The 22,951-nt window shown below is 66.6% G+C and carries 17 protein-coding genes and 1 riboswitch; of the genes, 13 read left to right on the top strand and 4 right to left on the bottom strand.

Annotated features, from left to right (window positions below):
* Positions 1-144 precede the first annotated feature (144 nt).
* From ABQY74_RS06370 to ABQY74_RS06345, 6 genes are all read left to right on the top strand, one after another.
* Positions 145-744 carry a GNAT family N-acetyltransferase gene (locus tag ABQY74_RS06370; RefSeq protein ID WP_016901691.1) on the top strand — a complete coding sequence of 200 codons (600 nt, stop codon included), beginning with the start codon at positions 145-147 and terminating at the stop codon, positions 742-744.
* 3 nt (positions 745-747) lie between these two features.
* Complete coding sequence (gene minC, locus ABQY74_RS06365) at positions 748-1,494, top strand: septum site-determining protein MinC (protein WP_016901690.1); 747 nt, start codon at positions 748-750, stop codon at positions 1,492-1,494.
* Between the two features lie 35 nt (positions 1,495-1,529).
* A complete protein-coding gene (gene minD, locus ABQY74_RS06360; RefSeq protein WP_016901689.1) occupies positions 1,530-2,339 on the top strand; it encodes a septum site-determining protein MinD in 810 nt (269 codons plus the stop codon).
* A gap of 2 nt (positions 2,340-2,341) precedes the next feature.
* Positions 2,342-2,599 (top strand): cell division topological specificity factor MinE, encoded by a 258-nt coding sequence (minE, locus tag ABQY74_RS06355; protein ID WP_005994583.1) that lies wholly within the window; start codon positions 2,342-2,344, stop codon positions 2,597-2,599.
* Positions 2,600-2,668: 69 nt separating this feature from the next.
* A complete protein-coding gene (locus ABQY74_RS06350; protein ID WP_102583787.1) occupies positions 2,669-3,160 on the top strand; it encodes a hypothetical protein in 492 nt (163 codons plus the stop codon).
* Between the two features lie 328 nt (positions 3,161-3,488).
* A complete protein-coding gene (locus tag ABQY74_RS06345; RefSeq protein ID WP_104624171.1) occupies positions 3,489-4,304 on the top strand; it encodes a sugar phosphate isomerase/epimerase in 816 nt (271 codons plus the stop codon).
* On the opposite strand, the gene ABQY74_RS06340 is transcribed toward ABQY74_RS06345, so the two are convergent.
* On the bottom strand, positions 4,301-5,584 hold the full coding sequence (locus ABQY74_RS06340; protein WP_039528578.1) for a HAMP domain-containing sensor histidine kinase: 1,284 nt from the start codon (positions 5,582-5,584) through the stop codon (positions 4,301-4,303). The genes ABQY74_RS06345 and ABQY74_RS06340 overlap by 4 nt on opposite strands.
* Positions 5,577-6,293 carry a response regulator transcription factor gene (locus tag ABQY74_RS06335; protein ID WP_016901685.1) on the bottom strand — a complete coding sequence of 239 codons (717 nt, stop codon included), beginning with the start codon at positions 6,291-6,293 and terminating at the stop codon, positions 5,577-5,579. Before ABQY74_RS06335 ends, ABQY74_RS06340 begins: the two co-directional genes overlap by 8 nt.
* Before the next feature lie 136 nt (positions 6,294-6,429).
* Here ABQY74_RS06335 and ABQY74_RS06330 point away from each other — a divergent pair, with 136 nt between their 5' ends.
* The 5 genes from ABQY74_RS06330 (at position 6,430) to ABQY74_RS06310 (ending at position 15,671) form a co-directional block, all read left to right on the top strand.
* Positions 6,430-8,163, top strand: coding sequence for a glycosyltransferase family 39 protein (locus ABQY74_RS06330; protein WP_349793979.1), 1,734 nt, complete (start codon positions 6,430-6,432; stop codon positions 8,161-8,163).
* A gap of 100 nt (positions 8,164-8,263) precedes the next feature.
* On the top strand, positions 8,264-9,028 hold the full coding sequence (locus tag ABQY74_RS06325; RefSeq protein WP_065049273.1) for a phosphatase PAP2 family protein: 765 nt from the start codon (positions 8,264-8,266) through the stop codon (positions 9,026-9,028).
* Positions 9,025-10,680 carry a phosphoethanolamine transferase gene (locus ABQY74_RS06320; protein WP_184231203.1) on the top strand — a complete coding sequence of 552 codons (1,656 nt, stop codon included), beginning with the start codon at positions 9,025-9,027 and terminating at the stop codon, positions 10,678-10,680. Before ABQY74_RS06325 ends, ABQY74_RS06320 begins: the two co-directional genes overlap by 4 nt.
* Positions 10,681-11,587: 907 nt before the next feature.
* Complete coding sequence (locus ABQY74_RS06315) at positions 11,588-13,606, top strand: M2 family metallopeptidase (RefSeq protein WP_349794460.1); 2,019 nt, start codon at positions 11,588-11,590, stop codon at positions 13,604-13,606.
* Positions 13,607-13,736: 130 nt separating this feature from the next.
* Complete coding sequence (locus tag ABQY74_RS06310) at positions 13,737-15,671, top strand: XVIPCD domain-containing protein (protein WP_349794458.1); 1,935 nt, start codon at positions 13,737-13,739, stop codon at positions 15,669-15,671.
* Positions 15,672-15,789: 118 nt separating this feature from the next.
* On the opposite strand, the gene ABQY74_RS06305 is transcribed toward ABQY74_RS06310, so the two are convergent.
* Together ABQY74_RS06305 and ABQY74_RS06300 are read right to left on the bottom strand one after the other, a co-directional pair.
* A complete protein-coding gene (locus ABQY74_RS06305; protein ID WP_016901679.1) occupies positions 15,790-16,191 on the bottom strand; it encodes a hypothetical protein in 402 nt (133 codons plus the stop codon).
* 16 nt (positions 16,192-16,207) lie between these two features.
* The gene (locus tag ABQY74_RS06300; protein WP_024939474.1) at positions 16,208-17,461 is read right to left on the bottom strand and encodes a multidrug effflux MFS transporter; all 1,254 of its coding nucleotides are present in this window, start codon (positions 17,459-17,461) and stop codon (positions 16,208-16,210) included.
* A 257-nt stretch (positions 17,462-17,718) separates the two neighbouring features.
* Positions 17,719-17,833: riboswitch (glycine riboswitch) on the top strand.
* A 97-nt stretch (positions 17,834-17,930) separates the two neighbouring features.
* Here ABQY74_RS06300 and gcvP point away from each other — a divergent pair.
* The gene (gcvP, locus tag ABQY74_RS06295; RefSeq protein ID WP_349794457.1) at positions 17,931-20,864 is read left to right on the top strand and encodes an aminomethyl-transferring glycine dehydrogenase; all 2,934 of its coding nucleotides are present in this window, start codon (positions 17,931-17,933) and stop codon (positions 20,862-20,864) included.
* A gap of 428 nt (positions 20,865-21,292) precedes the next feature.
* On the top strand, positions 21,293-22,942 hold the full coding sequence (locus ABQY74_RS06290; RefSeq protein ID WP_349794455.1) for a carboxylesterase/lipase family protein: 1,650 nt from the start codon (positions 21,293-21,295) through the stop codon (positions 22,940-22,942).
* Positions 22,943-22,951: the final 9 nt, after the last annotated feature.

The raw sequence follows: 22,951 nt of genomic DNA, 5'->3' as shown, positions 1-22,951 counted from the left end.
AGCAGGAGCTGCCGGCGTCGGCATGCTGCAGTCGGCTCTCACGCCTGGCTGGCGGCACACGGCGGGTCGCCGCTTCAGGCCACGCATGCAATAATCCGACGCAGATCCGATTTCGGGTCGAGAGCGTTACCCCACGGAGTCCCAATGTCGATCGTTATCCGCGACGTGCGCGAGCACGAGCTCGATTCCGTCCTGGCCCTGAACAACAATGCCGGACTGGCAATCCTGCCGCTGGATTCAACCAAGCTGCAACGTTTCTACGAGCAGGCCGAATATTTCCGCGTCGCCGAGCGCGACGGCAACCTGGCCGGTTTCCTGGTCGGGTTCGGCAGCGGCAGTGCGCATGACAGCAGCAATTTCGCCTGGTTCCGGGACCGTCACCCGGAATTCTTCTATATCGACCGCATCGTGGTCGCCAGCCGCCGTCGCGGCGGTGGCGTCGGGCGTGCGTTCTATGCCGATGTGCAGAGCTACACCGAGTTGCGCTACCCGCAACTGGCCTGCGAGGTGTTCCTGGATCATGGCGCCGATGCGGCGCTGCTGTTCCATGGCAGCTTCGGCTTCCGCGAGGTCGGCCAGAACACCATGGCCGATGTCGAGGTGCGCGCCAGCATGCTGATGAAAGACATGTGCAGCTATCCGTGGGTCAAGGAGACCTATGCCGGCAAGTTGCCCGACCACCTGCCGTGGGTCGGCCGGCCGCGTCATGCCGCCGCCACCGACAACCCGTCGACGGGGAGCTGAGGCGTGGCGAGCGTGAATGTGGATTTTGAACAGGCCGGCGAACTGAAGATCGGCCAGGTGGGCATTGCCAACCTGCGCGTGCGCACGCTGGACGTGCCGCGCTTGGTGCGCGAGATGCGCGAACGCGTGACCCGCGCGCCGAAGTTGTTCGGACGCGCGGCGGTGATCCTGGATTTCGGCGGCTTGTCGCAGGTACCGGACCTGGCCACGGCCAAGGCGCTGCTGGACGGTCTGCGCGATGCCGGCGTGTTGCCGGTGGCGCTGGCCTACGGCACCAGCGAGATCGACCTGCTCTCGCAGCAGCTCGGCGTGCCGCTGCTGGCCAAGTTCCGTGCGCAATACGAGCCGACCGCGGTGAGCCCGCCGCCGCCCCCGCCGCCACCGGCGCGTGCCGAACCCGCAGCGCCCGCCGCGCGGCCGGCCCCTGGGCGCATGCAACGCAACGCGGTGCGCTCGGGCCAGCAGCTGTATGCGGAGAACTGCGACCTGACTGTGCTCAGTACGGTCGGTGCCGGGGCGGAGGTCATCGCCGACGGCAGCATCCATATCTACGGTACCCTGCGTGGCCGCGCGTTGGCCGGCGCCCAGGGCAACCCTGACGCGCGCATCTTCTGCCGCGACTTCCACGCCGAACTGGTTGCCATCGCTGGCCACTACAAGGTGCTGGACGATGTTCCCATGGACCTGCGTGGCAAGGCCGTCCAGGTCTGGCTGGAGCAGGATCAGATCAAGATCGCTGCGCTGGACTGACGCAGCCCAACCACAGAAATATTCGGAGAAATCCTTTGGCTGAAATCATCGTAGTCACCTCCGGCAAGGGCGGCGTTGGCAAGACCACCACCAGCGCGAGCCTGGCCTGCGGGCTGGCACGGCGCGGCAAGAAGGTCGCCGTCATCGACTTCGACGTCGGTCTGCGCAACCTGGACCTGATCATGGGCTGCGAGCGGCGCGTGGTGTACGACTTCGTCAACGTCGTGCATGGCGAAGCCACGCTCAAGCAGTCGCTGATCAAGGACAAGCGCTTCGACAACCTGTACGTGCTGGCTGCCTCGCAGACCCGCGACAAGGACGCGCTGACCCAGGAAGGCGTGGAGAAGGTACTCAAGGACCTGGCCGCCGACGGCTTCGACTACATCGTCTGCGATTCGCCGGCCGGCATCGAGAAAGGCGCGTTCCTGGCGATGTATTTCGCCGACCGCGCGGTGGTGGTGGTCAATCCGGAAGTCTCCTCGGTCCGCGACTCGGACCGCATCATCGGCCTGCTGGATTCCAAGACCCGCAAGGCCGAGCAAGGCCAGACCGTGCCGGCCTTCCTGCTGCTGACCCGCTACAGCCCGGGCCGCGTGGAAGGCGGCGAGATGCTCAGCATCACCGACGTGGAAGAAGTGCTGGGGCTGAAGGCCATCGGCGTGATTCCCGAATCCGGTGATGTGCTCAACGCTTCCAACAAGGGCGAGCCGGTGATCCTGGATGCCGAGTCCCCGGCCGGCCAGGCCTACGACGACGCGGTCGCCCGCATCATGGGCGAAGAGCGCCCGATGCGATTCATATCCGTGGAGAAGAAAGGCTTCTTCAGCAAGCTGTTCGGAGGGTAAGCATGGGCCTGCTCGATTTTCTCAAGAGCAAGAAGAACACCGCCGAGACGGCCAAGAACCGCCTGCAGATCATCATTGCGCAGGAGCGCAACCACCGCGGCGGGCCGGATTACCTGCCGCTGCTGCAGCGCGAATTGCTGGAAGTGATCAAGAAGTACGTCAACATCGACGCCGATGCGGTGCGGGTTGATCTGGTCAAGGATGGCGAGCATGACGTGCTCGATATTTCGGTCGCCTTGCCCGAAGACGGCGACAAGTAAGCGTCCCCTGCGGCACCGTGTTTGCACGGTGCCGCCTTGACGGCCCGAACCGACCGCGAGCCCTTGCGTGTGACCATCGATTCCTCTCCCAGCTCCGAGCCAGCCAGCGTGTTGTGCGTGGGCGATATCGGCCTGGACGCACCGGCCGCCCTGCTCGCCCGCTATGGCCTGCGCCTGCATCGCGTGGAAGCCGGCGCGCCGATCCCCGGCAGTTTCTGGGGCGAACCGGAAGCCGGCATCATCGGCTGCGATGTCTATGTGCGTGACGACACGCCGGTGCATTCGCTGTTGCACGAGGCCGGGCACCTGATCGTCCTGCCGGCCGACAAGCGCGCGGCCGTGCACACCGACGCCACCGATTCGGTGGATGAGGAAGACGCCACCTGTTATCTGCAGATCCTGCTGGCCGAGCAATTGCCGGGCGTCGGTAGCGCGCGCCTGATGACCGACATGGACACCTGGGGCTACACCTACCGGCTGGGATCCACGCGCGCCTGGTTCGAGCAGGACGCGGAAAATGCGCGCAGCTGGCTGCTCGCGCGCAACCTGTTGCCGCAGTAACGCCGGATCGCCGCAGCCTGATCGCCTGGCCGTGACGTGCCTGCAGGCCGGCGTGCACAGGCTGCCAGCCTGCGGCCCCGTGATCGAGTCAGTGGCCACGCACTGCAGTGGCACTGCACTGCGTGGCATGAGCAGGCCACAGACGACGGGGTCGTCAGCATCCGCACAGCCCATGCCGGGTGCTCGCACGTAGAACATGCCGGCTGCCGTCTCCGTGCAGGTCGCGCGCATCGCCAGGCGCGGCGTTTCGTAGCGCTGCAGGTCACGCCGCGCAGCATCACTACGCCGCAGACATCTCCTCAACGCCACGCCGCGTAGGCTGCAGCGCATGCACAGCCTGTTTCTCAACACGGTGCTGCTGGGCGGCACCGCAGCCGATAAATTGTCGGCCGCGCAAGCGGCCGGCTTCGATGCCGTCGAATTGTGGGAACAGGACCTGCAGCAATTGGCGCGATCGCCGGCGCAGGTGCGCGACGCCCTCCACCAGCTCGGGCTTGGACTGACCGACTACCAGGTGTTGCGCGATGTGGACGGTGCCGCTGACGCGCAACGCGACCAGTGCCGCGCGCACGCGCTGCAGATGCTGGAAACCGCCGCCGCGTTGGGCGCGGGCGTGGTGCAGGCACCGGCCAACACGCGTGCCGACGTCGTGCCTGCACGGATCGTCGAGGATCTGCGCTGGCTGGGCCGTGCCGCGGCCGAGCACGGCCTGCGCATCGCCTACGAACCGATGGCGTGGAGCAGGGTCAATCACACTCTGCCTGCCGCGTGGGCAAGCGTGCGTGCCAGCGGTGCGGACAACATCGATCTGGTGGTGGATGCCTACCATGTGTTCGCGCCAGGCCGTGGGCTGGACGATCTGGACGCCATCCCGGCCACGCGCATCGCCAACGTGCAGTTATGCGATGTGGCGCAGCCGGTGGCGCCAAGTGCGCTGGCCGCGGTGGCGCGGCATGCGCGCCTGCTGCCGGGCGAAGGCTGCTTTCCGCTGTCGGCGCTGTTGCGGCGCCTGGCCGGCATGGGCTACACAGGGCCGATCGGCATCGAGGTCTTCAACGATGTCCGCAAGGCCGCCGCTGCCCCGGCCACCGCGGCGGCGGCGATGGCCGCACTGCGCAGCTGCCTTGAGCGTGCCGGCGCTTAGCTGCGCTGCGCGCCGCTGAGATCCAGCGTCACCACCGTGCCCTGCCCCGCGCTGGAATCCAGATGCAGATGCCAGCCCAAATGCTCGCAGAGCCGTCCGATCAGCTCCAGCCCGATGCCGTTGCCCTGGCGTGCGTTGTCGCGCGCCAGGCGCGCGTAGATTGCGCTGATCTCCTCCGGCGTCATGCCGTGGCCCGGGTCGGCAATGCGCACCACCCCTGGTGCCGATAGCGAGACACGGATGATGCCGCGGTCGCTGTTCTCGATCGCGTTGCGCAACAGATTGCCGATAGCGGTCTGCACGATCGCCACCGGTGCGGTGAGGCTGCATGGCGGAAGCGGATCGGTGAGTACCTGCAGATCTTTGTCGGCGAGCAGATGCGCGTGATCGGCAACAATCTCCGGCAGCAACTGGTCCAGACGCAGCGTATCGCTGCTGCGCGTCAGCCGGCCGGGGTCCTTGGCCAGCACCAGCAACAAGGTGATCAACTGCTCCACCGCGGCGCTGGTCTGGGCAATGCGTTCCAGCTGGTGGCGCACCGCCGGCGGTGTGCCGGGTTGTTCCAGCGCCAGTTCGGCGGCGTTGCCGATCACTGCCAGCGGGGTGCGCAACTCGTGGCTGGCACTGTCGATGAAGGCACGTTCGCGTTCGACGAACTGGCCGTTGCGATCGAGATAGTCGTTGAGCGCGTCGGCAATCACGTACAACTCGGCGCTGCCCTGCGGGCCAACAGCAATGCGTTGCGCGCGCCGCTCGGGACGCAGCGCACCGATGTCGCGCGCCAGCTCCACCAGCGGGCGCACCAGCCGCGCCATCGCATAAGTGCCCATCAGCAAGGTGATGCCGATCAGCGCGACGCCTGCCGCCAGCATCCAGCGGGTGATGAACTGCTCCAGCGCTTCGAAGTCGGTGATGTCCAGCACCAGCGCCAGGCGCCCGGCATGCGGCGTGTCGCGCACCATCACCGCGCTCTGGCGGCCGGCGATTTCCAGCTCGTCGTGCAGGCCGGGATGCAGCGTGCGCAGGACCGGCGGCACTGCCGCGCTGCCGTCGACGCGATACAGCCGCAGGGTGTCCGAGTCCTGCCAGCGGTAATCCGGATTCTGCGCGCTGCGATCCAGGATGCTGTCCAGCTCCGAATTCAACAACGAGCGCCACACGCCGTGTTCTGCGCGCTCGTGCAGATACTGCGCGGTGCCGAACACCGCCAGCACCATCAAAAGCGTGTAGCCGAACAACCACACCAGCACGCGGCGGCCCAACGGGCGCTGCCTAAGCATCGCTGCACTCGCCCGCGGCCGGATCGCCGGCACCTTCCAGCGGCGCCAGGCGATAGCCCAGCCGCGGCAGGGTGTGGATCAGTTTCTGCGCGAACGGGCCATCCACGCTGCGACGCAACTCGTAGATATGCGAGCGCAGCATGTCGCCATCGGGTGGATCGTCGCCCCATAGCGATTGCTCCAGCCGCTGCCGGGTGACCGCGGCTGGGCTGGCCTGCATCAGCACTTCCAGCAGCTTGCGGCAGGCCGGATACAGGTGCAGCACCTGGCCGGCGCGGGTGGCTTCCAGCGTGGACAGGTCCAGACGCAGATCGGCCACCTGCAGCAACTTGCCGCGTCGGCGCCCATGCGCACGCGCAAGCAGGGCCTCGATGCGGACCTCCAGTTCCGGCAGCGCGAACGGCTTGGTCAGATAGTCGTCGGCACCGGCACGGAAGCCGGCGATCTTGTCGGGCAGCTCGTCGCGGGCGGTGAGCATGATCACCGGCAGCTCGGACTGGTGCTGCTCGCGCAGGCGGCGCAGCACTTCCGGGCCGTCCATGCGCGGCATCATCCAGTCCAGCACCAGCACGTCGTACTGCTGGGTGGTGGCCAGATGCAGGCCGGTGATGCCGTCGGGCGCTGCGTCCAGGGTGTGCCCGCGCGCTTCGAAATAGTCGAACAGGTTGGCAACCATGTTGCGGTTGTCTTCGATGACCAGCAGCCGCATGAGCGCGTTTCCAGGGCGGCCCGGCAGGGACGATGTGCGCATCCTAACCGAGCCTGGCCGAACACAGCCGCTCTGGATGGCTCCGACAAAATTCCGACCTGCTTGCCGGATAGTGTGGCGCCCCACCGATCGGGGCGTGCGCGTGTCGCCTGCCATCTCCGCCGCCACTTCCCGCCAGCGTGCACTGCTCGCCGCCGTCTTGCTGATCGTCGTCAGCCTGCTGGCCGGGCTGGGCCTGCGTCAGCCCAACCCACCGGACGAGCCGCGCTTTGTGCTGGCCGCACGCAGCATGGTTGCGACCGGTCAATGGCTAGTGCCGCACCGGGGCAGCGAGCTGTACGCCGAAAAGCCGCCGGTCTTCATGTGGTTGCAGGCAGCCAGCTACGAGCTGGTGCCGCACTGGCCGGTCGCGTTCCTGCTGCCGTCGCTGCTGGCTGCGCTCGCCACGTTATGGCTGACCTGGGACATCGCGCGGCGGTTATGGAACCGACGCGTGGCGCGGCATGCGGTACTGGCGTTGTTTGCGGTGCTGCAGTTCGGCCTGATGGCCAAGCGTGCGCAGATCGACATGGTGCTGGTGGCGCTGACCACGCTGTCGTTGTGGGGGATGCTGCGGCATCTGCTGCGTGGGCCGGACTGGCGCGCATGGACGCTGGGATTGTTTGCCGCCGGCGTGGGCACGGTGACCAAGGGTGTGGGCTTTCTGCCCTTGCTGCTGTTGCTGCCGTGGATGGCGCTGCCGCGCAGGCACTGGAGCGTGCTGCCGGCACGCGCACAGGCCGGGCGCAGCTGGTTGCTGGTGCTGCCTGCGTTTCTGGCGGGCACCGCGGTGTGGCTTGGTCCGCTGGGCATCGCGTTGTGGCAAAGCAACGACCCGGCGCTGCATGCCTACGCACATGAGTTGTTGTTCAAGCAGACCGGTACCCGTTATGCGCACGCCTGGCATCATGTCAAGCCGGCCTGGTACTACCTGCAGGTGATCGCCACGCTGTGGTTGCCCGGCTGCCTGGTGCTGCCCTGGTTGCTGCCGGCCTGGTGGCGACGGCTGCGACGCGGCGACCCGCGCTATCTGTTGCTGCTTGCCTGGAGCGTGTTGGTGCTGGTGTTTTTCAGCGCCAGCCCAGGCAAGCGCGAGGTCTACATCTTTCCGATGCTGCCGGCCCTGTGCATCGCCGCCGCACCGCTTCTGGCCGGGCTGCTGCGCAAGCGTGGTGTCCGCGTATTGCTGACCGGCTACCTGCTGCTGCTTGCGCTGGCCGCTCTTGCATTGGGCAGCGGTATCGCACTGCATCTGCACTGGGCGGAAAACACCGCCCTGCAGCGCGGGATGGAGTTGGCCTCGCTGCGATCGGTGGGTGTCTGGTTGATCGGGCTGGGCGTGGTCGGCCTGGCGGCAATTGCATGGTCGCGTGGCAAGCGCACCGGCACCGCGGTGGTGGTGGTGACCGCCGCACTATGGAGCGTGTACGGCCTGGGCTTGATGCCGGCACTGGACCCCTACAGTTCTGCCGCTGGCTTGATGCAGCGCGTGGGACAGCGCATCGGCCCGGAGGCCGAGCTCGGGATGCTGGCCTGGCGCGAGCAGAACATGCTGCAGGCGGATCGACCGGTCACCGACTTCGGCTTCAGGGCGAGTTGGCAGCAGCAGTGGGCCAAGGCAGGTCCATGGCTTGCACACGCACCTGAGCGCCGTTGGCTGTTCGTCCTCAAGCAGGCGGTACCGGCGTGCATCGATCCGGCGCAACGGATCGATATTGGCGAGTCCAACCGCAATCAATGGCAGTTGGTGCCGGGCACGGCATGGCATGCCGGTTGCGTTGCAACCGCCTCCGACACCAACACCGGCGGTGGCGACAGCGAGACAGACTGAACGCCGGATAGCGCGTTAACCGCCGGACAACTCCGGTCCGACCGCTTTCCGACATGCCGCTTTCGAAGATGCCGGGCATAGACCACCGGCCGATGCTTCGATGACCACGCTTCCCGTATACGCACCTGCCCTGGCGCGCACAGCCACCGTTGCGCAAACCCGCTTTCTCATTCGGCATCTGTGGCTGCCGCTGGCCGGTGTGCTGGTGCTCAGCGCGTTGTTGATGGGCGCCGGCGGCGACCAGTGGGTTGCCGATGCGCTATATCGGCTGGAAGGTGGGCAGTGGCTGCTCAAGGACCACTGGTTCACCAGCGGCGTGATTCACCGTGTCGGCAAATGGTTGAGCACCGCTGGCGCTGTCAGCGTGCTGGTGCTGGCGCTGGTTGCCTGGTACCGGCCGCGCCTGCGTGTGCTGCGCTGGCCGCTGACGTATCTGGCTGCATCGATCGCACTGTCGACCTCGCTGGTGTCCTTGCTCAAGTCGTGGACGGCGATGGATTGCCCATGGGATCTGAGCCGTTACGGCGGCACCCAGCAGATGATCGGGCTGTTCGAATCGCGCCACGGCATTGCTGCGTCTGGTTGTTTTCCTGCAGGCCACGCCAGCGCCGGTTATGCGTGGGTGGCGCTGTATTTCTGTGCGCTGGCACTACGTCCTGCGTGGCGTGTTCCTGCATTGTGGCTGGGCATCGCGGCAGGGTTGTTGTTCGGGATTGCGCAGCAATTACGCGGCGCGCATTTCCTGTCGCATGACCTGTGGTCGCTGGCGGTGTGTTGGGGAACTGCACTTGCACTGTACTGCGTGATGCTGGCTCGACCGCATCGCGCCAATGTTGTGGTGTTGCAATCGGGGGATGCAGCATGAGTACCTATCTACCGCAATCGCGTGGGCTCAAGCGCCTGCGCGCACTGAGCTGGACGACGCGACCGACGGTCTCGACCGAAACCTTGGTGTTGTTGTCGAGTCTGTTCTTCGCACTGGTGTGCAACCAGCTGTTCTGGCACACGGCTATGGCCACGCATCCGGGCAGTCTCGGGTTTGCCATCTCGTTGATGGCCTTGCTGGTGGCCGTGCATGCGTTATTGCTGGGCCTGCTGGTGTGGCGCTGGAATGCCAAGCCGCTGTTGACGCTGCTGCTGTTCACCACCGCGCTGGCTGCGCACTACATGGACAGCTACAACGTCTACCTGGATGCGGACATGCTGCGCAATGTGCTGCATACCGACCACAAGGAATCGCGCGAACTGCTCACGCCCGGCTTGATCCTGCCGCTGCTGTGCTACTTCCTGATTCCGGCCACGCTGTTGTGGCGCACGCGCCTGCAAGCACGCAGCATCGGCAGATCACTGGCAATCCGCGCCGGCTTCTTGCTGGTGGTGGCAGTGGTCGGCGCGGCCGGCGCGATGCTGTCGTCGCAGGACGTCTCGGCATTGATGCGCAATCACCGCGAGGTGCGTTACCTGGCCACGCCGATCAACTACATCGTGGCACTGCGGCAGAACCTCAAATCCGATTCGCCGATCAAGCATGCGCCCAAGCAACCGGTCGAACACGACGCCATGGCCACGCCACGTGCACCGGGTAGCCGTCCGCGCCTGCTGCTGGTGGTGCTGGGCGAAACCGCACGTGCGCAGAACTGGGGCCTCAACGGCTATGCGCGCCAGACCACGCCCGAGCTGGCACAGGCCGGGGTGATCAATTTCCCCGACATGCATTCCTGCGGCACCAGCACCGAGGTCTCGGTGCCGTGCATGTTCTCGCCGTTCGGCCGCCGCGATTACAACGAGGACACGATCCGCGGCCACCAGTCGCTGCTGCATGTGCTCGAACATGCCGGCATTTCCACGCTGTGGCGCGACAACCAGTCCGGCTGCAAGGGCGTCTGCGATGGCCTGGACATCCAGAAGCTGGACGATGCCACCACGCCAGGGCTGTGCGCCGATGGCCGCTGCATGGACGAGATCCTGCTGAGCGACCTGGCTGCGCAAGTGCGCGCAAAGCCCGGCGACCGCGTGGTGGTGCTACATCAACTCGGCAGCCACGGGCCAAGTTACTTCGAACGCTACCCGGTACAGTTCGAGCGCTTCAAACCGGTATGCAAGACTGCTGACCTGGGCAGTTGCAGCCGCCAGAACATCGTCAACGCCTACGACAATTCCATCACCTATACCGATCACTTCCTCAACCAGGCCATCCACACGCTGCGCGGGCTGCAGGACTACGACACCGCGATGATCTACCTCTCCGATCATGGCGAATCACTGGGCGAAAAAGGCCTCTACCTGCATGGCGTGCCGTACGCGATCGCGCCCAAGGAGCAGACCCACGTGCCGATGGTGATGTGGTTCTCGCCGGAGTTCGCACGTGACCGCGGCCTGGACGAAACCTGCCTGCGCCACCGTGCCGGCCAGTACACCGATCAGGACGCGCTGTTTCCGTCGGTGCTCGGGTTGATGCAGGTCAAGACCAGCGTCTATGCGCGCGAGCGCGATCTATTCGCGCAATGCACGGGATAAACGCGGCTGAATTTTTAAAGCATGGTTATCGAAGGCGCGTGCCCTAGCCGCTCGCGCCACACGCCGTGAATCCTTCCGTGGAGGCTCCCTGGCGGCATCCATGCCGCCAAGGGTCCCGCAACCGGCAAGAGCACACCGCACCGGCAAGTTGGTCGGTGGCCACGTGAAAAGCTGCTTATCGCTCGCCCTGCATCGGACATCGGGCCTGTGCATCAGCATCTAACTACGCGCATCAAACACTGAGCTTGGATGTGCACACCAACCATCCCGACTGGTCCTTGCCCGCCTACCGTCGCGGGACCTTACGCGGCATGGATGCCGCGTAAGAGCCTACACGGACGTACTTGCGGCGTGTCCTGCGATGGTGGGCGGACAAGGGCCCTGCAGCCAAGCGGCAGATCATCCGCTCTGCAACTGATGCATCGGCGTCACCCAATCCTTTGGAGCACGAGACCAAAAGCAAGCTCGTGAAAAGCTGCTTGTCGCGCGTGTGTCGGACGTCGAGTATCGGACAACCTCCACTGGTCCTTGCCCGCCCACCGTCGCGGGACCTTACGCGGCATGGATGCCGCGTAAGAGCCTACACGGACGTACTTGCGGCGTGTCCCGCGATGGTGGGCGGGCGAGGCCCTGCAGCCAAGCGGCAGATCATCCGCTCTGCAACTGATCCGCCTGCACCGTTCCATCAACCCAATGCAACCGGTCCCCAGCCTTGAAGCAGCTGGCAGTACATGGCGAGCAAACAGGTAACGGCCGTGCCCGCCTGCGGTGAGCACGCCAATGTGGCACTTGCTCTGACGAGCACAGATGGATTTGCAGCCCACCCAAATCGCGTACGCCGTGACAGCGCTTGCGGTGAACCCCGACGCGCTCTAGCCTGCGTCGGACTTCACCGCAAGGACCACCCGTGAATCCTCGTTTGTTGTGGCTGGCACTGGCCGTGGCCACCGGCACCCTGTCGTTGTCGGCCTGCCGTCAGGACGCGGCAGCACCCGCCAAGCCCGCTGCCACCAAAGCCGCGCCGGAGGAAAACGCCGACCAGTTCGTCGCGCGCATCAGCGCCGATTACAAGGCCGCTTACCCGGAACTCACCGCCGCGCAATGGTTGTCCTCGACCTATATCAACGGCGATTCGCAGCTGCTGGCCGCCAAGGCCAACGAACGCGCGCTGGCGCAACTGGACCGCTGGATCGAACAATCCAAGCAGTATGCAGGTACCCCGCTGTCGGCCGACAGCGCGCGTGCATTGCAACTGCTGAAATTGATGAGCGCCCTGCCCGCCCCACGCGACCCGGCCAAGCTGGCAGAGCTCACCCGGATCGCCGCCAAGATGGAAGGCGATTATGGTGCGGCCAGTTATTGCATAGGCGATGGCGATCAACGCCGCTGCCGCCAGCTTGGCGAGCTGGAACAAGTGCTCGCCAGCAGCCGTGATTACACCGAACAGCTGGATGCCTGGCAAGGCTGGCATGGCACCGCAGTCCCGATGCGCAAGGACTACCAACGCTTTGTCGAGCTCGCCAACGAGGGCGCGCGCGGGCTGGGCTTTGCCGATGTCGGCGTGCTGTGGCGCAGCGGTTACGACATGCCGCCAGCGCAACTGGCCAGCGAAACCGACCGTCTCTGGGACCAGGTCAAGCCGCTTTACACCCAACTGCAGTGCTATGCACGCGGCAAGCTCGATACGCAGTACGGCAAGGACAAGGGCGAGCTCGCCGGCGGCATGTTGCCGGCGCATCTGATGGGCAATATGTGGCAGCAGGACTGGAGCAATCTGTGGGACCTGCTGCAGCCATACCCGGGTGCCGGCGACCTGGACATCACCGCTGCGCTGGAAAAACAGTACCAGGGCAACCTGAGTGCGGTGCTGGCGCGCACCACCGGCACCGAAGGCGGCAGTGGCGCGCGCTTCCAGGCCGAGCGCGAAGCGCAGCTGCGCACCGCAAAACAGATGACCGAACGTGCGCAGGATTTCTACACCTCGCTCGGCATGCCCAAGCTTCCCGACACCTATTGGCAGCGTTCGCAGTTCATCAAACCGCTGGACCGCGACGTGGTCTGCCATGCCAGCGCATGGGACATGAACATGGGCGGCGAAGCGACGCAGAACATCGGTGCGGACGTGCGCACCAAGATGTGCATCAAGCCGACCGAAGAGGATTTCACCACCATCTATCACGAGCTTGGGCACATCTATTACGACCTGGCCTACAACCCGCTGCCGCCACTGTTCCAGAATGGCGCCAACGACGGTTTTCACGAAGCGATCGGCGACACCATCGTGCTGGCGATGACGCCCAAGTATCTGCAGTCGATCGGCATGGTCGGCGAACAGCAAACCAGCCGCGAGGCGCTGCTCAATTCGCAGATGCGCATGGCACTGAGCAAGATCGCCTTCCTGCCGTTCGGCCTGATGATCGACCGCTGGCGCTGGGGCGTGTTCGACGGCTCGATCCCCCCCGAGCGTTACAACCAGGCCTGGTGGGAACTGAAAGCCAGGTACCAGGGCGTGGCACCGGCGAGCCCGCGCGGCGAAGAGTTCTTCGACGCCGGCGCCAAGTACCATGTGCCCGGCAACACGCCCTACACCCGGTATTTTCTTGCGCACATCCTGCAGTTCCAGTTCTACAAGGGCCTGTGCGAAGCCGCCGACCATCAAGGCCCGTTGTATGAGTGCAGTTTCTACGGCAACAAGGACGCCGGGCAGAAGTTCTGGTCGATGCTGCAACGGGGCTCCAGCCAACCCTGGCAGACCACGCTGAAGGAACTCACCGGCAACGACCGCCTGGATGCCGGCCCGATGCTGGAATATTTCGCCCCGATGAACGAGTGGCTGAAGCAGCAGAACCAGGGGAAATTGTGCGGCTGGCAGGCGAACGCACCCGCGGCCGCCAGCACTACGCCTGTGCCTGCCGCAACGCACTGACGCACGCGTTTCCTGCGGCATGCGACGGCCCTCACCCTGGCCGCCGCATAACGTTGATTTGATAAACCCACAAAACGCCGGCGATATACTGCGCGCCCGCTGCACCGGCGCAGCATGCAGGATGCATCCAGTGAACAACCCCTCCACCGGCCCGGACCCGCGCGACGCGGACCGCAACAAGCAGTTCATCGACGACGCAAACGACCGCGCATTCGACCCGATCTACAGCAGCAAGAGCAGCGACTACGCGCTGGAAGTGGGCGGCAGCAACATCGAGCTCAGCCCCGAAGATCAGACGGTCAAGTATTCCCATACCAGCGAGCAGAGCAGCGGCAGTCCGACGCAGCCACTGGGCGAGAACAGCCTGCGCACCAGCCGCTCGCTCGGCCTGGGCAAGCTCAGCGACGCCGAGGCCAAGACCACCACCTTCAACCTCGAGGCCGATGCCAACACCGGCCAGCAGCAACGCCTGCAGACCAAGCTCGGCGACAGCAAGCTGAGCATCGAGACCAGCACCAGTGCCGGGCAGCGCATGCGTTACGCACTGACGCTGCCCGGTGCAGACCAGCCTGCAGAAGCGGCCACACGCGTCAATCCGCTGCAGCCGGAGAGCCTGCCGATCGGCGCGCGCGCGGTGATGGACGCGCAGACCTACACCCAGCGCGATGCCTCGGCGAGCCTGCAACACCTCACCATGCAAAGCGAGATCACCGAAGCCAGCGGCCGCAGCTACCTGATCGAGCGGGTGGATGAGCGCCACGTGCGTGTGGTGACCGGACCCAACGCAGCCATCGAGGCAGTGAACGCCGTTGGCGTCAAGGTGGGACCGGCGCAGGCCCTGCTCGGGCGCGCCGACGCCCTGGGCCAGTCGCGTGTGGAGAGCGCGCAATTCGACCTGGCCGATCCACGCGCGCTCGCGGCCATGGGCGACTTTGTGCGCGAGGGCAAGATGGCACCGGGCGTGCCCGGCGTCGATGAGCTACAGACGGTGGAGCGGATCAGTTTCAGCTCGCAGCAGCGTCTACAGCTGGAATTGGGCCCGCTCAGCGCCGATGTGGCCGGCAACCGGAATCAGGGCAGCCAGGTGCGCATCAGCACACCGGGCCAGGACGGCTACACCGTGGTGCAGCAGCTGCAATACGGCGGCAACGTGCCGCTGACGATCGTGCGCCAGTACGACGGCAACGACACCGAGCGCGTGCAGGAACGCAGCTACCGCTTCGAGATCGATGGCGATGTCGCCGCGCCGGGGCTGCTGCAACGCCTGGGCGGGCGCAACGAGGCCAGCGAGGAAAAGGCGATTGCACAGAATCTCAACAGCGCGCTGAGCGGTGACATGGCGGGCACCGGTGCGATTGCGCCAGGGCAGAAGACCACGCTGGCCTTCAGCGAGGCGCAGATGCAGGCGCTGATGCAGCAGACCCAGGCCAGCGTCGAAGCCGGCAGGATCGGCGGCAGCTCGCTGACGGCGCTGGTCGGCGACCGCAACGCCGCACCGCAGTCACCCGAACGCTTCGCGATCGCGATGGCCCGCAATGTGGGCGGCGAGCCGTATCCGTTCGTCGAGCGGCTGCAGCGCATCGCCGACGGCGCCGATGGGGCATACGACGGCCGGTTGCAGCGCATCGATGCCGAGGCGCTTCCGCGCCAGCCGGCTGCGGCAACCGCGGCGGCGGATCCGCGCAATCCGGCCAGTCCGGACCATGCGCTGCTGGGCCAATGCACCGCAGCGGTGGAGCAGTTGGAGGCCGCGCGCGGCCGTGTGCCCGATGCGGACAGTGAGCGCCTGGCAGCCGGTGCGCTGGTGGCAGCACGCGAGCACGGGCTGCAGCGCGTCGACCACGTGGTGCTGGGGCGCGACCCGTCACAGGGCTTCGTGGTCCAGGGAGCGCTGGATTCGCCGGCGCACCTGCGCGGACCCTTCGACGCCCAGGCCGCGCAGCAGACGCCGGTGGACCACAGCCTGCAGCGCGCGCAGGCTGTGGGCGCCGAGCAGGATCGCAACGCCGCCGCGCAGGAACAGGCGCAGCAGCAGGACCTCCAGCGACAGGCTCCGGCGCGCTGATTCAGCGCGCCGGCTGATCCGCAGCCAAGCGCTGGCGCAAATCAGCCCCAACACGGCCCATCCACGCGGAATGGGCCGTGTTCGGAGCCGGCGTCGCCGACACCGCTGCGTTATGACCTCAGTTGGTGCGCGCGGGCACCAGCTTCTGCGCGAACTCGATCCGGAACGCCTCGAAATCCCTGCCATCGGCGGCCGCCTCGGCATGCGCCGCGTCCTTGAGCGCGTCCGAATAGGTCAGCCGTACCGGTGTGCCCTGGCGTTCGTGCAGCTCGGCCGCGCGCATGATCAGGGCCAGCACCTGGGCGGCGCTGGTGCTTTCGCCGGCGATGCGGCCGTCCATGCCCAGCACCCATTCGCCGTCGCGGCGGACGATGCCGGCCAGTAACGTGCGTTGCTGGTCGCGCAGTTCGGCATGCGGCTCGATCGGCGAGACCGGCGCGGGATTGGCGGCGGCCTGGTTGCGCTGGCGCTCGGCGGCGCGCTTGCGGGCATCGCGGCGCAGCTTGGAATCGGTGGACATGCAGGCTCCTGTGAGGTCAGAGATGGTCGGCCGGCTCCAGAGGCACTGCCTCCTCGGCCTGGCGGCGGCGCAGACGGCGGCCGCTGCGGCGTTCCCAGCGCCAGAATAGCCAGCCCAGCAGGAAAAAACCGGTCATGCCGATCGCCAGATGGCGCGGGTGTTCACTCAGCAGCGGCGACAGCACCCCGGCCACCAGCGTATTGGTCATCAGTTGGGTGAAGGCCTGCAGCGAGGAGGCCAGGCCGCGCTGGTGCGGGTACATGTCCAGCACCGCCAGCGCCAGGATCGGGAAGATCAGCGCCATGCCCACGCCGGCCAGGAAGATCGGCAGCACCGCCCAGGGCAGCGCGATCTGCGCTGCCGTCATGGTGTAGCCCAGGTTCGCCAGCGCCGCCACGCCGCAGCAGATGAAGCCGATGCGGATCTGCCGCACCGGATCCATGCTGCCGGCCATGCGCCCGGACAGGAACGAGCCCAGCGTCATGCCGCCGATGGTGGGAATGAACAGCCAGGCGAAGTCGCCCTCGCCCAGGTGCAGGTGGCGCATGATCAGCACCGGCGCCGAGGCGATGTACAGGAAGATGCCGGCGAAGTTGAACGCACCGGCCGCCGCCAGCCGCTGAAAACGCGGGTTGAAGCCGATCCGCACGTAGTCGTGCATCAGCCGGCGCAGCTGCAGCGGCGTGCGTGCCTCCGGCGGGTGGGTCTCCGGCAGCCAGGTCAGCGTGGCCACCAGCAGCACCAGCCCGAACGCTACCAGGAACCAGAAGATCAGCGGCCAGCCGGCACCGCTGAGCAGGATCCAGCCGCCGATGATCGGCGCGATCGCCGGGGCGATGCCGAAGATCATCGACACCTGGCTCATCAGCCGTTGCGCGTCCGCCCCCTGGAACAGGTCGCGGATCACCGCCCGCCCGACGATCATGCCCACCCCGGCCGACAGCCCCTGCAGCGCGCGGAACGCCAGCAGGGTGGGCAGGTCCTGCGACAACGCGCAGCCCACCGAGCCGGCGATGAACAGCACCAGCCCGCCCAGGATCACCCGCTTGCGGCCCCAGGCATCGGACAGCGGGCCGTGCGCGATGCTCATCAGCCCGTAGGCGAGCAGATAGACGCTGATGGTCTGCTGGATCGCCACCTCGTCCACCGCCAAGCTGCGGCTGAGCCGCGAGAACGCCGGGAAGATGGTGTCGATGGAAAACGGGCCAAACATCGCCAACCCGGCGAGCAGCAGCGCCATGCGACGGGTGGAAGGCGTGGTGGGGGTCATGCAGGGATCCGAAACGTGGTGCATCGGGGGGACGCACGCCGGCGCCGCCCTGGGGGCGGCGTCGGGATGAGCACAAGGGCGTCGATGATAGGCGCTCGCCGTTGCAAGGTTAAGCAAACCCGAGTGCATGGCCCTGCCGCATGCGCTCCGGCGCGCGCACTCGCAGGCTATAATCGGCCGGCAACACGGTGGGAGAAGCGGCACTGCCGCTGCCGAAGGCGCAACAGCCCGTAATCGCTCAGGCCCGATACCATCCGCAGTACAACTCTGGAGAGACCGGCCGATGCCGGCGCCGAAGGGGCACGGAACGCAGGCAGGCCCAGCGCCATGCCGCGTTCTTAAACTCTCAGGCAAAAGGACAGAGGGGCGCGAGGAAGACTGTCGCTGCGACAGGAGGTGATGCGCTGCGCGCGTCACGCCGGTCCGGTGCGGTCGACCATTCGTCTGCCCCCTGCCCCGGATGCCCGCCATGTCCCAGACCACGTCTTCCTTGCGCGACCTCGAACACCACAGCGCGTTCGTCGAACGCCATATCGGCCCCAACGACGCAGAAATCGCACAGATGCTGGAGGTGGTCGGCCACGCCTCGCTGGATGCGATGACCGATGCGATCGTGCCCGGCAACATCAAGTCGCCAGCGGCGCTGGCGCTACCCGAGGCGATCACCGAAGAAGAGGCGCTGGCCAAGATCCGCGCCATCGCCAGCAAGAACCAGGTGCAGCGCAGCTTTATCGGCCAGGGCTATTACGGCACCCATACGCCGAAGGTGATCCTGCGCAACATCCTGGAAAACCCGGCCTGGTACACCGCCTACACGCCCTACCAGGCCGAGATTTCGCAGGGCCGCATGGAAGCGCTGATCAACTTCCAGACCCTGTGCGCCGACCTCACCGGCATGCAGATCGCCAACGCCTCGCTGTTGGACGAAGCCACTGCCGCAGCCGAGGCGATGACGCTGGCCAAGCGTTCGGCCAAGTCGAAGTCGGACACCTTCTTCGTGCACGACGCGGTGCACCCGCAGACGCTGGAACTGCTGCGCACCCGCGCCGAGCCGCTGGGCATCGTGCTGCGCGTCGGCACGCCGGAAGAGGCCTTGCAGGCCGAGTGCTTCGGCGTGCTGCTGCAGTACCCGGACAGCTTCGGGCATATCGGCGATCACGCCGCGCTGGCCGATGCGGTGCACGCGCAAGGCGGCCTGGTCGCGGTGGCCACCGACCTGCTGGCGCTGACCCTGATCGCCGCACCCGGCGAATGGGGCGCGGACATCGTGGTCGGCAATTCGCAGCGCTTCGGCGTGCCGTTCGGCTTCGGCGGCCCGCATGCCGCGTTCATGGCCTGCCGCGATGCCTACAAGCGCTCGATGCCGGGCCGCCTGATCGGCGTGTCGATCGATGCCGCCGGCAACCCGGCCTATCGCCTCACCCTGCAGACGCGCGAGCAACATATCCGCCGCGAGAAGGCCACCTCCAACATCTGCACCGCGCAGGTGCTGCTGGCCGTCATGGCCTCGATGTACGCGGTCTACCACGGCCCCCAGGGCCTGACCCGCATCGCGCGGCGCACGCATCGCCTTGCCGCGATCCTGGCCGCCGCCCTGCGCGGTGCCGGTGTCACCGTGGGCGAGCAGTTCTTCGACACCCTGCACGTCAAGGCGATCGATGCCGACGCCATCCACGCCAAGGCCCGCGCCGCCGGCATCAACCTGCGCGCGATCGACAGCGAAGCGGTCGGCATCAGCCTGGATGAAACCAGCACGCGCGCCGATGTGGTCGCACTGGCCGCGTTGTTCGGTGCGCAGGCGGACGTGGACGCGCTCGATGCCGCCACCGCCGACGCATTGCCGCAGGGCCTGCTGCGCGGCAGCGCGTTCCTGACACACCCGGTGTTCAATACCCACCACAGCGAGCACGAACTGCTGCGCTACATGCGCTCGCTGGCCGACAAGGACCTGGCGATGGATCGCACCATGATCCCGCTGGGCAGCTGCACGATGAAGCTCAACGCCACCGCCGAGATGATCCCGGTGACCTGGCCCGAGTTTGGCGCAATCCATCCGCTGGCCCCGGCCGAGCAGTCGGCCGGCTACGCGCAGCTGATCGAGGAGCTGGAAGCGATGCTGGTCGAATGCACCGGCTACGACGCGGTGAGCCTGCAGCCCAACTCCGGCGCGCAGGGCGAGTACGCCGGCCTGCTGGCAATCCGTGCTTATCACCGCGCGCGCGGTGAAGCGCATCGCGACATCTGCCTGATTCCCGAATCCGCCCACGGCACCAATCCGGCGTCGGCGCAGATGTGCGGCATGACCGTGGTCGTGACCAAGTGCGATGCCAACGGCAATGTCGATGTCGACGACATCCGCGCCAAGGCGGAAAAGTACTCCGAGCGTCTGGCCGCGTTGATGATCACCTACCCGTCCACCCACGGCGTGTTCGAAGAGGACGTGGTGGCGATCTGCGAAGCGGTGCATGCGCATGGCGGCCAGGTCTACACCGACGGCGCCAACATGAATGCCCTGGTCGGCGTGGCCAAGCCCGGCAAGTGGGGCTCGGACGTGTCGCACCTGAACCTGCACAAGACCTTCTGCATTCCGCATGGCGGCGGCGGCCCGGGTGTGGGCCCGTGCGCGGTGAAGTCGCATCTGGCGCCATACCTGCCTCGTGCCGGCATCCATGCCGGCGAAGGTCAAACTGCCGCCATCCATGGCGGCGGACTCAACTCCGAAAGCGGGAGTGGACACTCCTCGCGCATCGGCGGCATGGTCAGCGCGGCGGCCTACGGCTCGGCCTCGATCCTGCCGATCAGCTGGATGTACGTGACCATGATGGGCAGCGGCGGCCTGCGCAAGGCGACCCAGGTGGCCCTGCTCAATGCCAACTACATCGCCAAGCGCTTGGCACCGCACTACAAGACGCTGTACACCGGCCGCAACGGCCTGGTGGCACACGAGTGCATCCTCGACATCCGCCCGCTGGAAAAGACCAGCGGCATCGGTGCCGAAGACATCGCCAAGCGCCTGATCGACTTCGGCTTCCACGCGCCGACGCTGAGCTTCCCGGTCGCCGGCACCTTGATGGTGGAGCCGACCGAAAGCGAATCGCAGCACGAACTGGACCGCTTCATCGACGCGATGATCCAGATCCGCGAAGAGATCCGCGCCATCGAAGACGGCCGCCTGGACCGCGACGACAATCCGCTCAAGCACGCCCCGCACACCGCCACCCAGGTGTCGGCCAGCGAGTGGGCCCACGCCTACCCGCGCGAACTAGCCGCCTTCCCGCTGCCCAGCCTCAAGCAGCAGAAGTACTGGCCGCCGGTGGCGCGCGTGGACAACGTCTACGGCGACAAGAACGTGATGTGTGCCTGCATCCCGGTGGATGCGTACAAGGACGACGTGGAGGCGTAAGCGCCACCACAAGGTAAAAACGCGAAACCCAGCCGGTCACACGGCTGGGTTTTTTGTTGCCGTGCCGGGACAGGCCGGCGCTGCAGCCGCCAACACAGGTTTTGCGTCTGTCACAGCCAGGGCGATAGCCGGCTCTTCATGGACAGCGGTGAAAGATTGCCTCCGGCGCGTGCTGCGCTCATCGCACCGCACTCGACCAAGCGACAGCGATGCCATCTGCCCCTCGCCAGCGGATGCATCAACACTTCGTGCAGGACGACTGCGCCAGTAGGTACACATGCGCCGCAGGCAGCGGTACCCGCTCACTCCCCCAGCAACACGTGTACCCGGCCATCTCATGCCGGTGTCCTACCAACCAGACGTTTGCCTGCCCTACACGTGCGGTGGAGATGATGGCGGACGTCCTCACGCACACGGCAGACCTGCGCATGCTTCAGCTGAAACACTTCGGCATCCTCCTGCTGGTGGCCTGCACGCTGACCGCGTGCGCGCCACGCCGCCCTGGCGAGGTGCCGGCGCTGGTGCACGCGGCCGATGCGCAGGCCGAGGTGGTGCAGACCGATGCCGGCGCGATCCGCGGAGTCGCCGGCGCGCAGGGGCGGGTGTTTTTGGGCGTGCCGTTCGCCGCGCCGCCGGTGGGCGCATTGCGCTTTCGCGCGCCGCAGGCGGCGCCCGCCTGGAAGGGAGTCCGCGATGCCACCCAGGCCGGGCCGGCGTGCCTGCCGCGTTATCGCTTCGGGCAGAAGCAGGTCTCCGAGGATTGCCTCACCCTCAACGTCTATGCGCCACCCGGCCCTGCGCCGGTGCATCCGCGCGCAGTGATGGTGTGGATCTACGGTGGCGCGCTGGAGCTGGGCAGCAATGTCGACTACGACCTGAGTGCATTGGCGGCGCGGCAGAACGTCATCGTGGTGGCGCCCAATTACCGGCTGGGAGTGTTCGGCTTCTTCGCGCATCCGGCGCTGCGTGGCGAGGGCGAAGGCGCATATGCATTGCTCGATCAACAGGCTGCGTTGCGCTGGGTCAGGCGCAATATCGCCGCCTTCGGAGGCGATGCACATAACGTCACCGTGTTCGGTGAATCGGCCGGTGCCTGGAGCATCTGCTATCAACTGGCCGCACCGGGCGCGGCCGGTCTGTTCCAACGCGCAATCCTGCAGAGCGGCAGTTGCCTGGCCAGCGATTCCAGCCTGCCGCGTGCCGAAGCCGAGCGCGGCGGTGTGCGCATGGCGCAGACGCTTGGCTGCGAGCACGCAGGCGATGTTGCCGCCTGCCTGCGCGCATTGCCTGCCGACACCGTGGCCGACGCAAAACCACAGCGGCGTGGCCTGACCGGCAGCGATGCGTGGGCGCCGATGTCCGGCGGCGAGGTGTTGCCGTTGCCGCCCGCCAAGGCGATCGCCAACCTGCAACATGCGCAGGTGCCGGTGATGATCGGCACCAACCGCAACGAAGGGCGGCTGTTTGCGCAGCTGCTGTCCTACATCGGCAAGCTCAACCTGCGCAGCGGTTATGAGGCACGCCTCAAGCGCATGCATGCCGACCCCACCGCGATCATGGCGCGCTACGCGGACGTTGTCGCGCAATCGCGCTGGGATGCGTTTGCCGACATCGTCACCGATGGCGGATTCGCCTGCCCGACACGCCGGCTGGGCCAGGCCTTGCGCAGCCGCGCGCCGGTGTATGCGTACGAATTCGACGACCCGCAAGCGCCTTACGGCCTGTTGCGCCTGCCGTTCTCGCAGCCGCTGGGCGCGTATCACGCGTCCGAGCTGGTGTACCTGTTCCAGCGTCCGTGGGTGCTCAGTGGCGCGCCGGCGTTCACGCCGGCGCAGCAGGCCTTCGCCGATACGCTGCAGGATTACTGGGGCGCGTTTGCACGCACCGGCGATCCGAACGGGGCTGGCCGTCCGCAGTGGCCGCGCTTCGACGGCGACGCTCCGTTGACGCTGTCGCCCGGCAGGATCGGCGCAACGCCCGACTTCGCGCAACGACATCGCTGCACGTTCTGGGATGCACAGGCAACGCTGACGCCACCGCACGCGACCGCAACGCCGGCACAGTCACCCTCGCATTGAGCGCATCAT

The organism is Xanthomonas sp. WHRI 7064 (assembly GCF_040202355.2).
In the GTDB taxonomy this organism is placed as follows: domain Bacteria; phylum Pseudomonadota; class Gammaproteobacteria; order Xanthomonadales; family Xanthomonadaceae; genus Xanthomonas; species Xanthomonas arboricola.
This window is presented reverse-complemented; position numbering and strand designations above follow the sequence as displayed.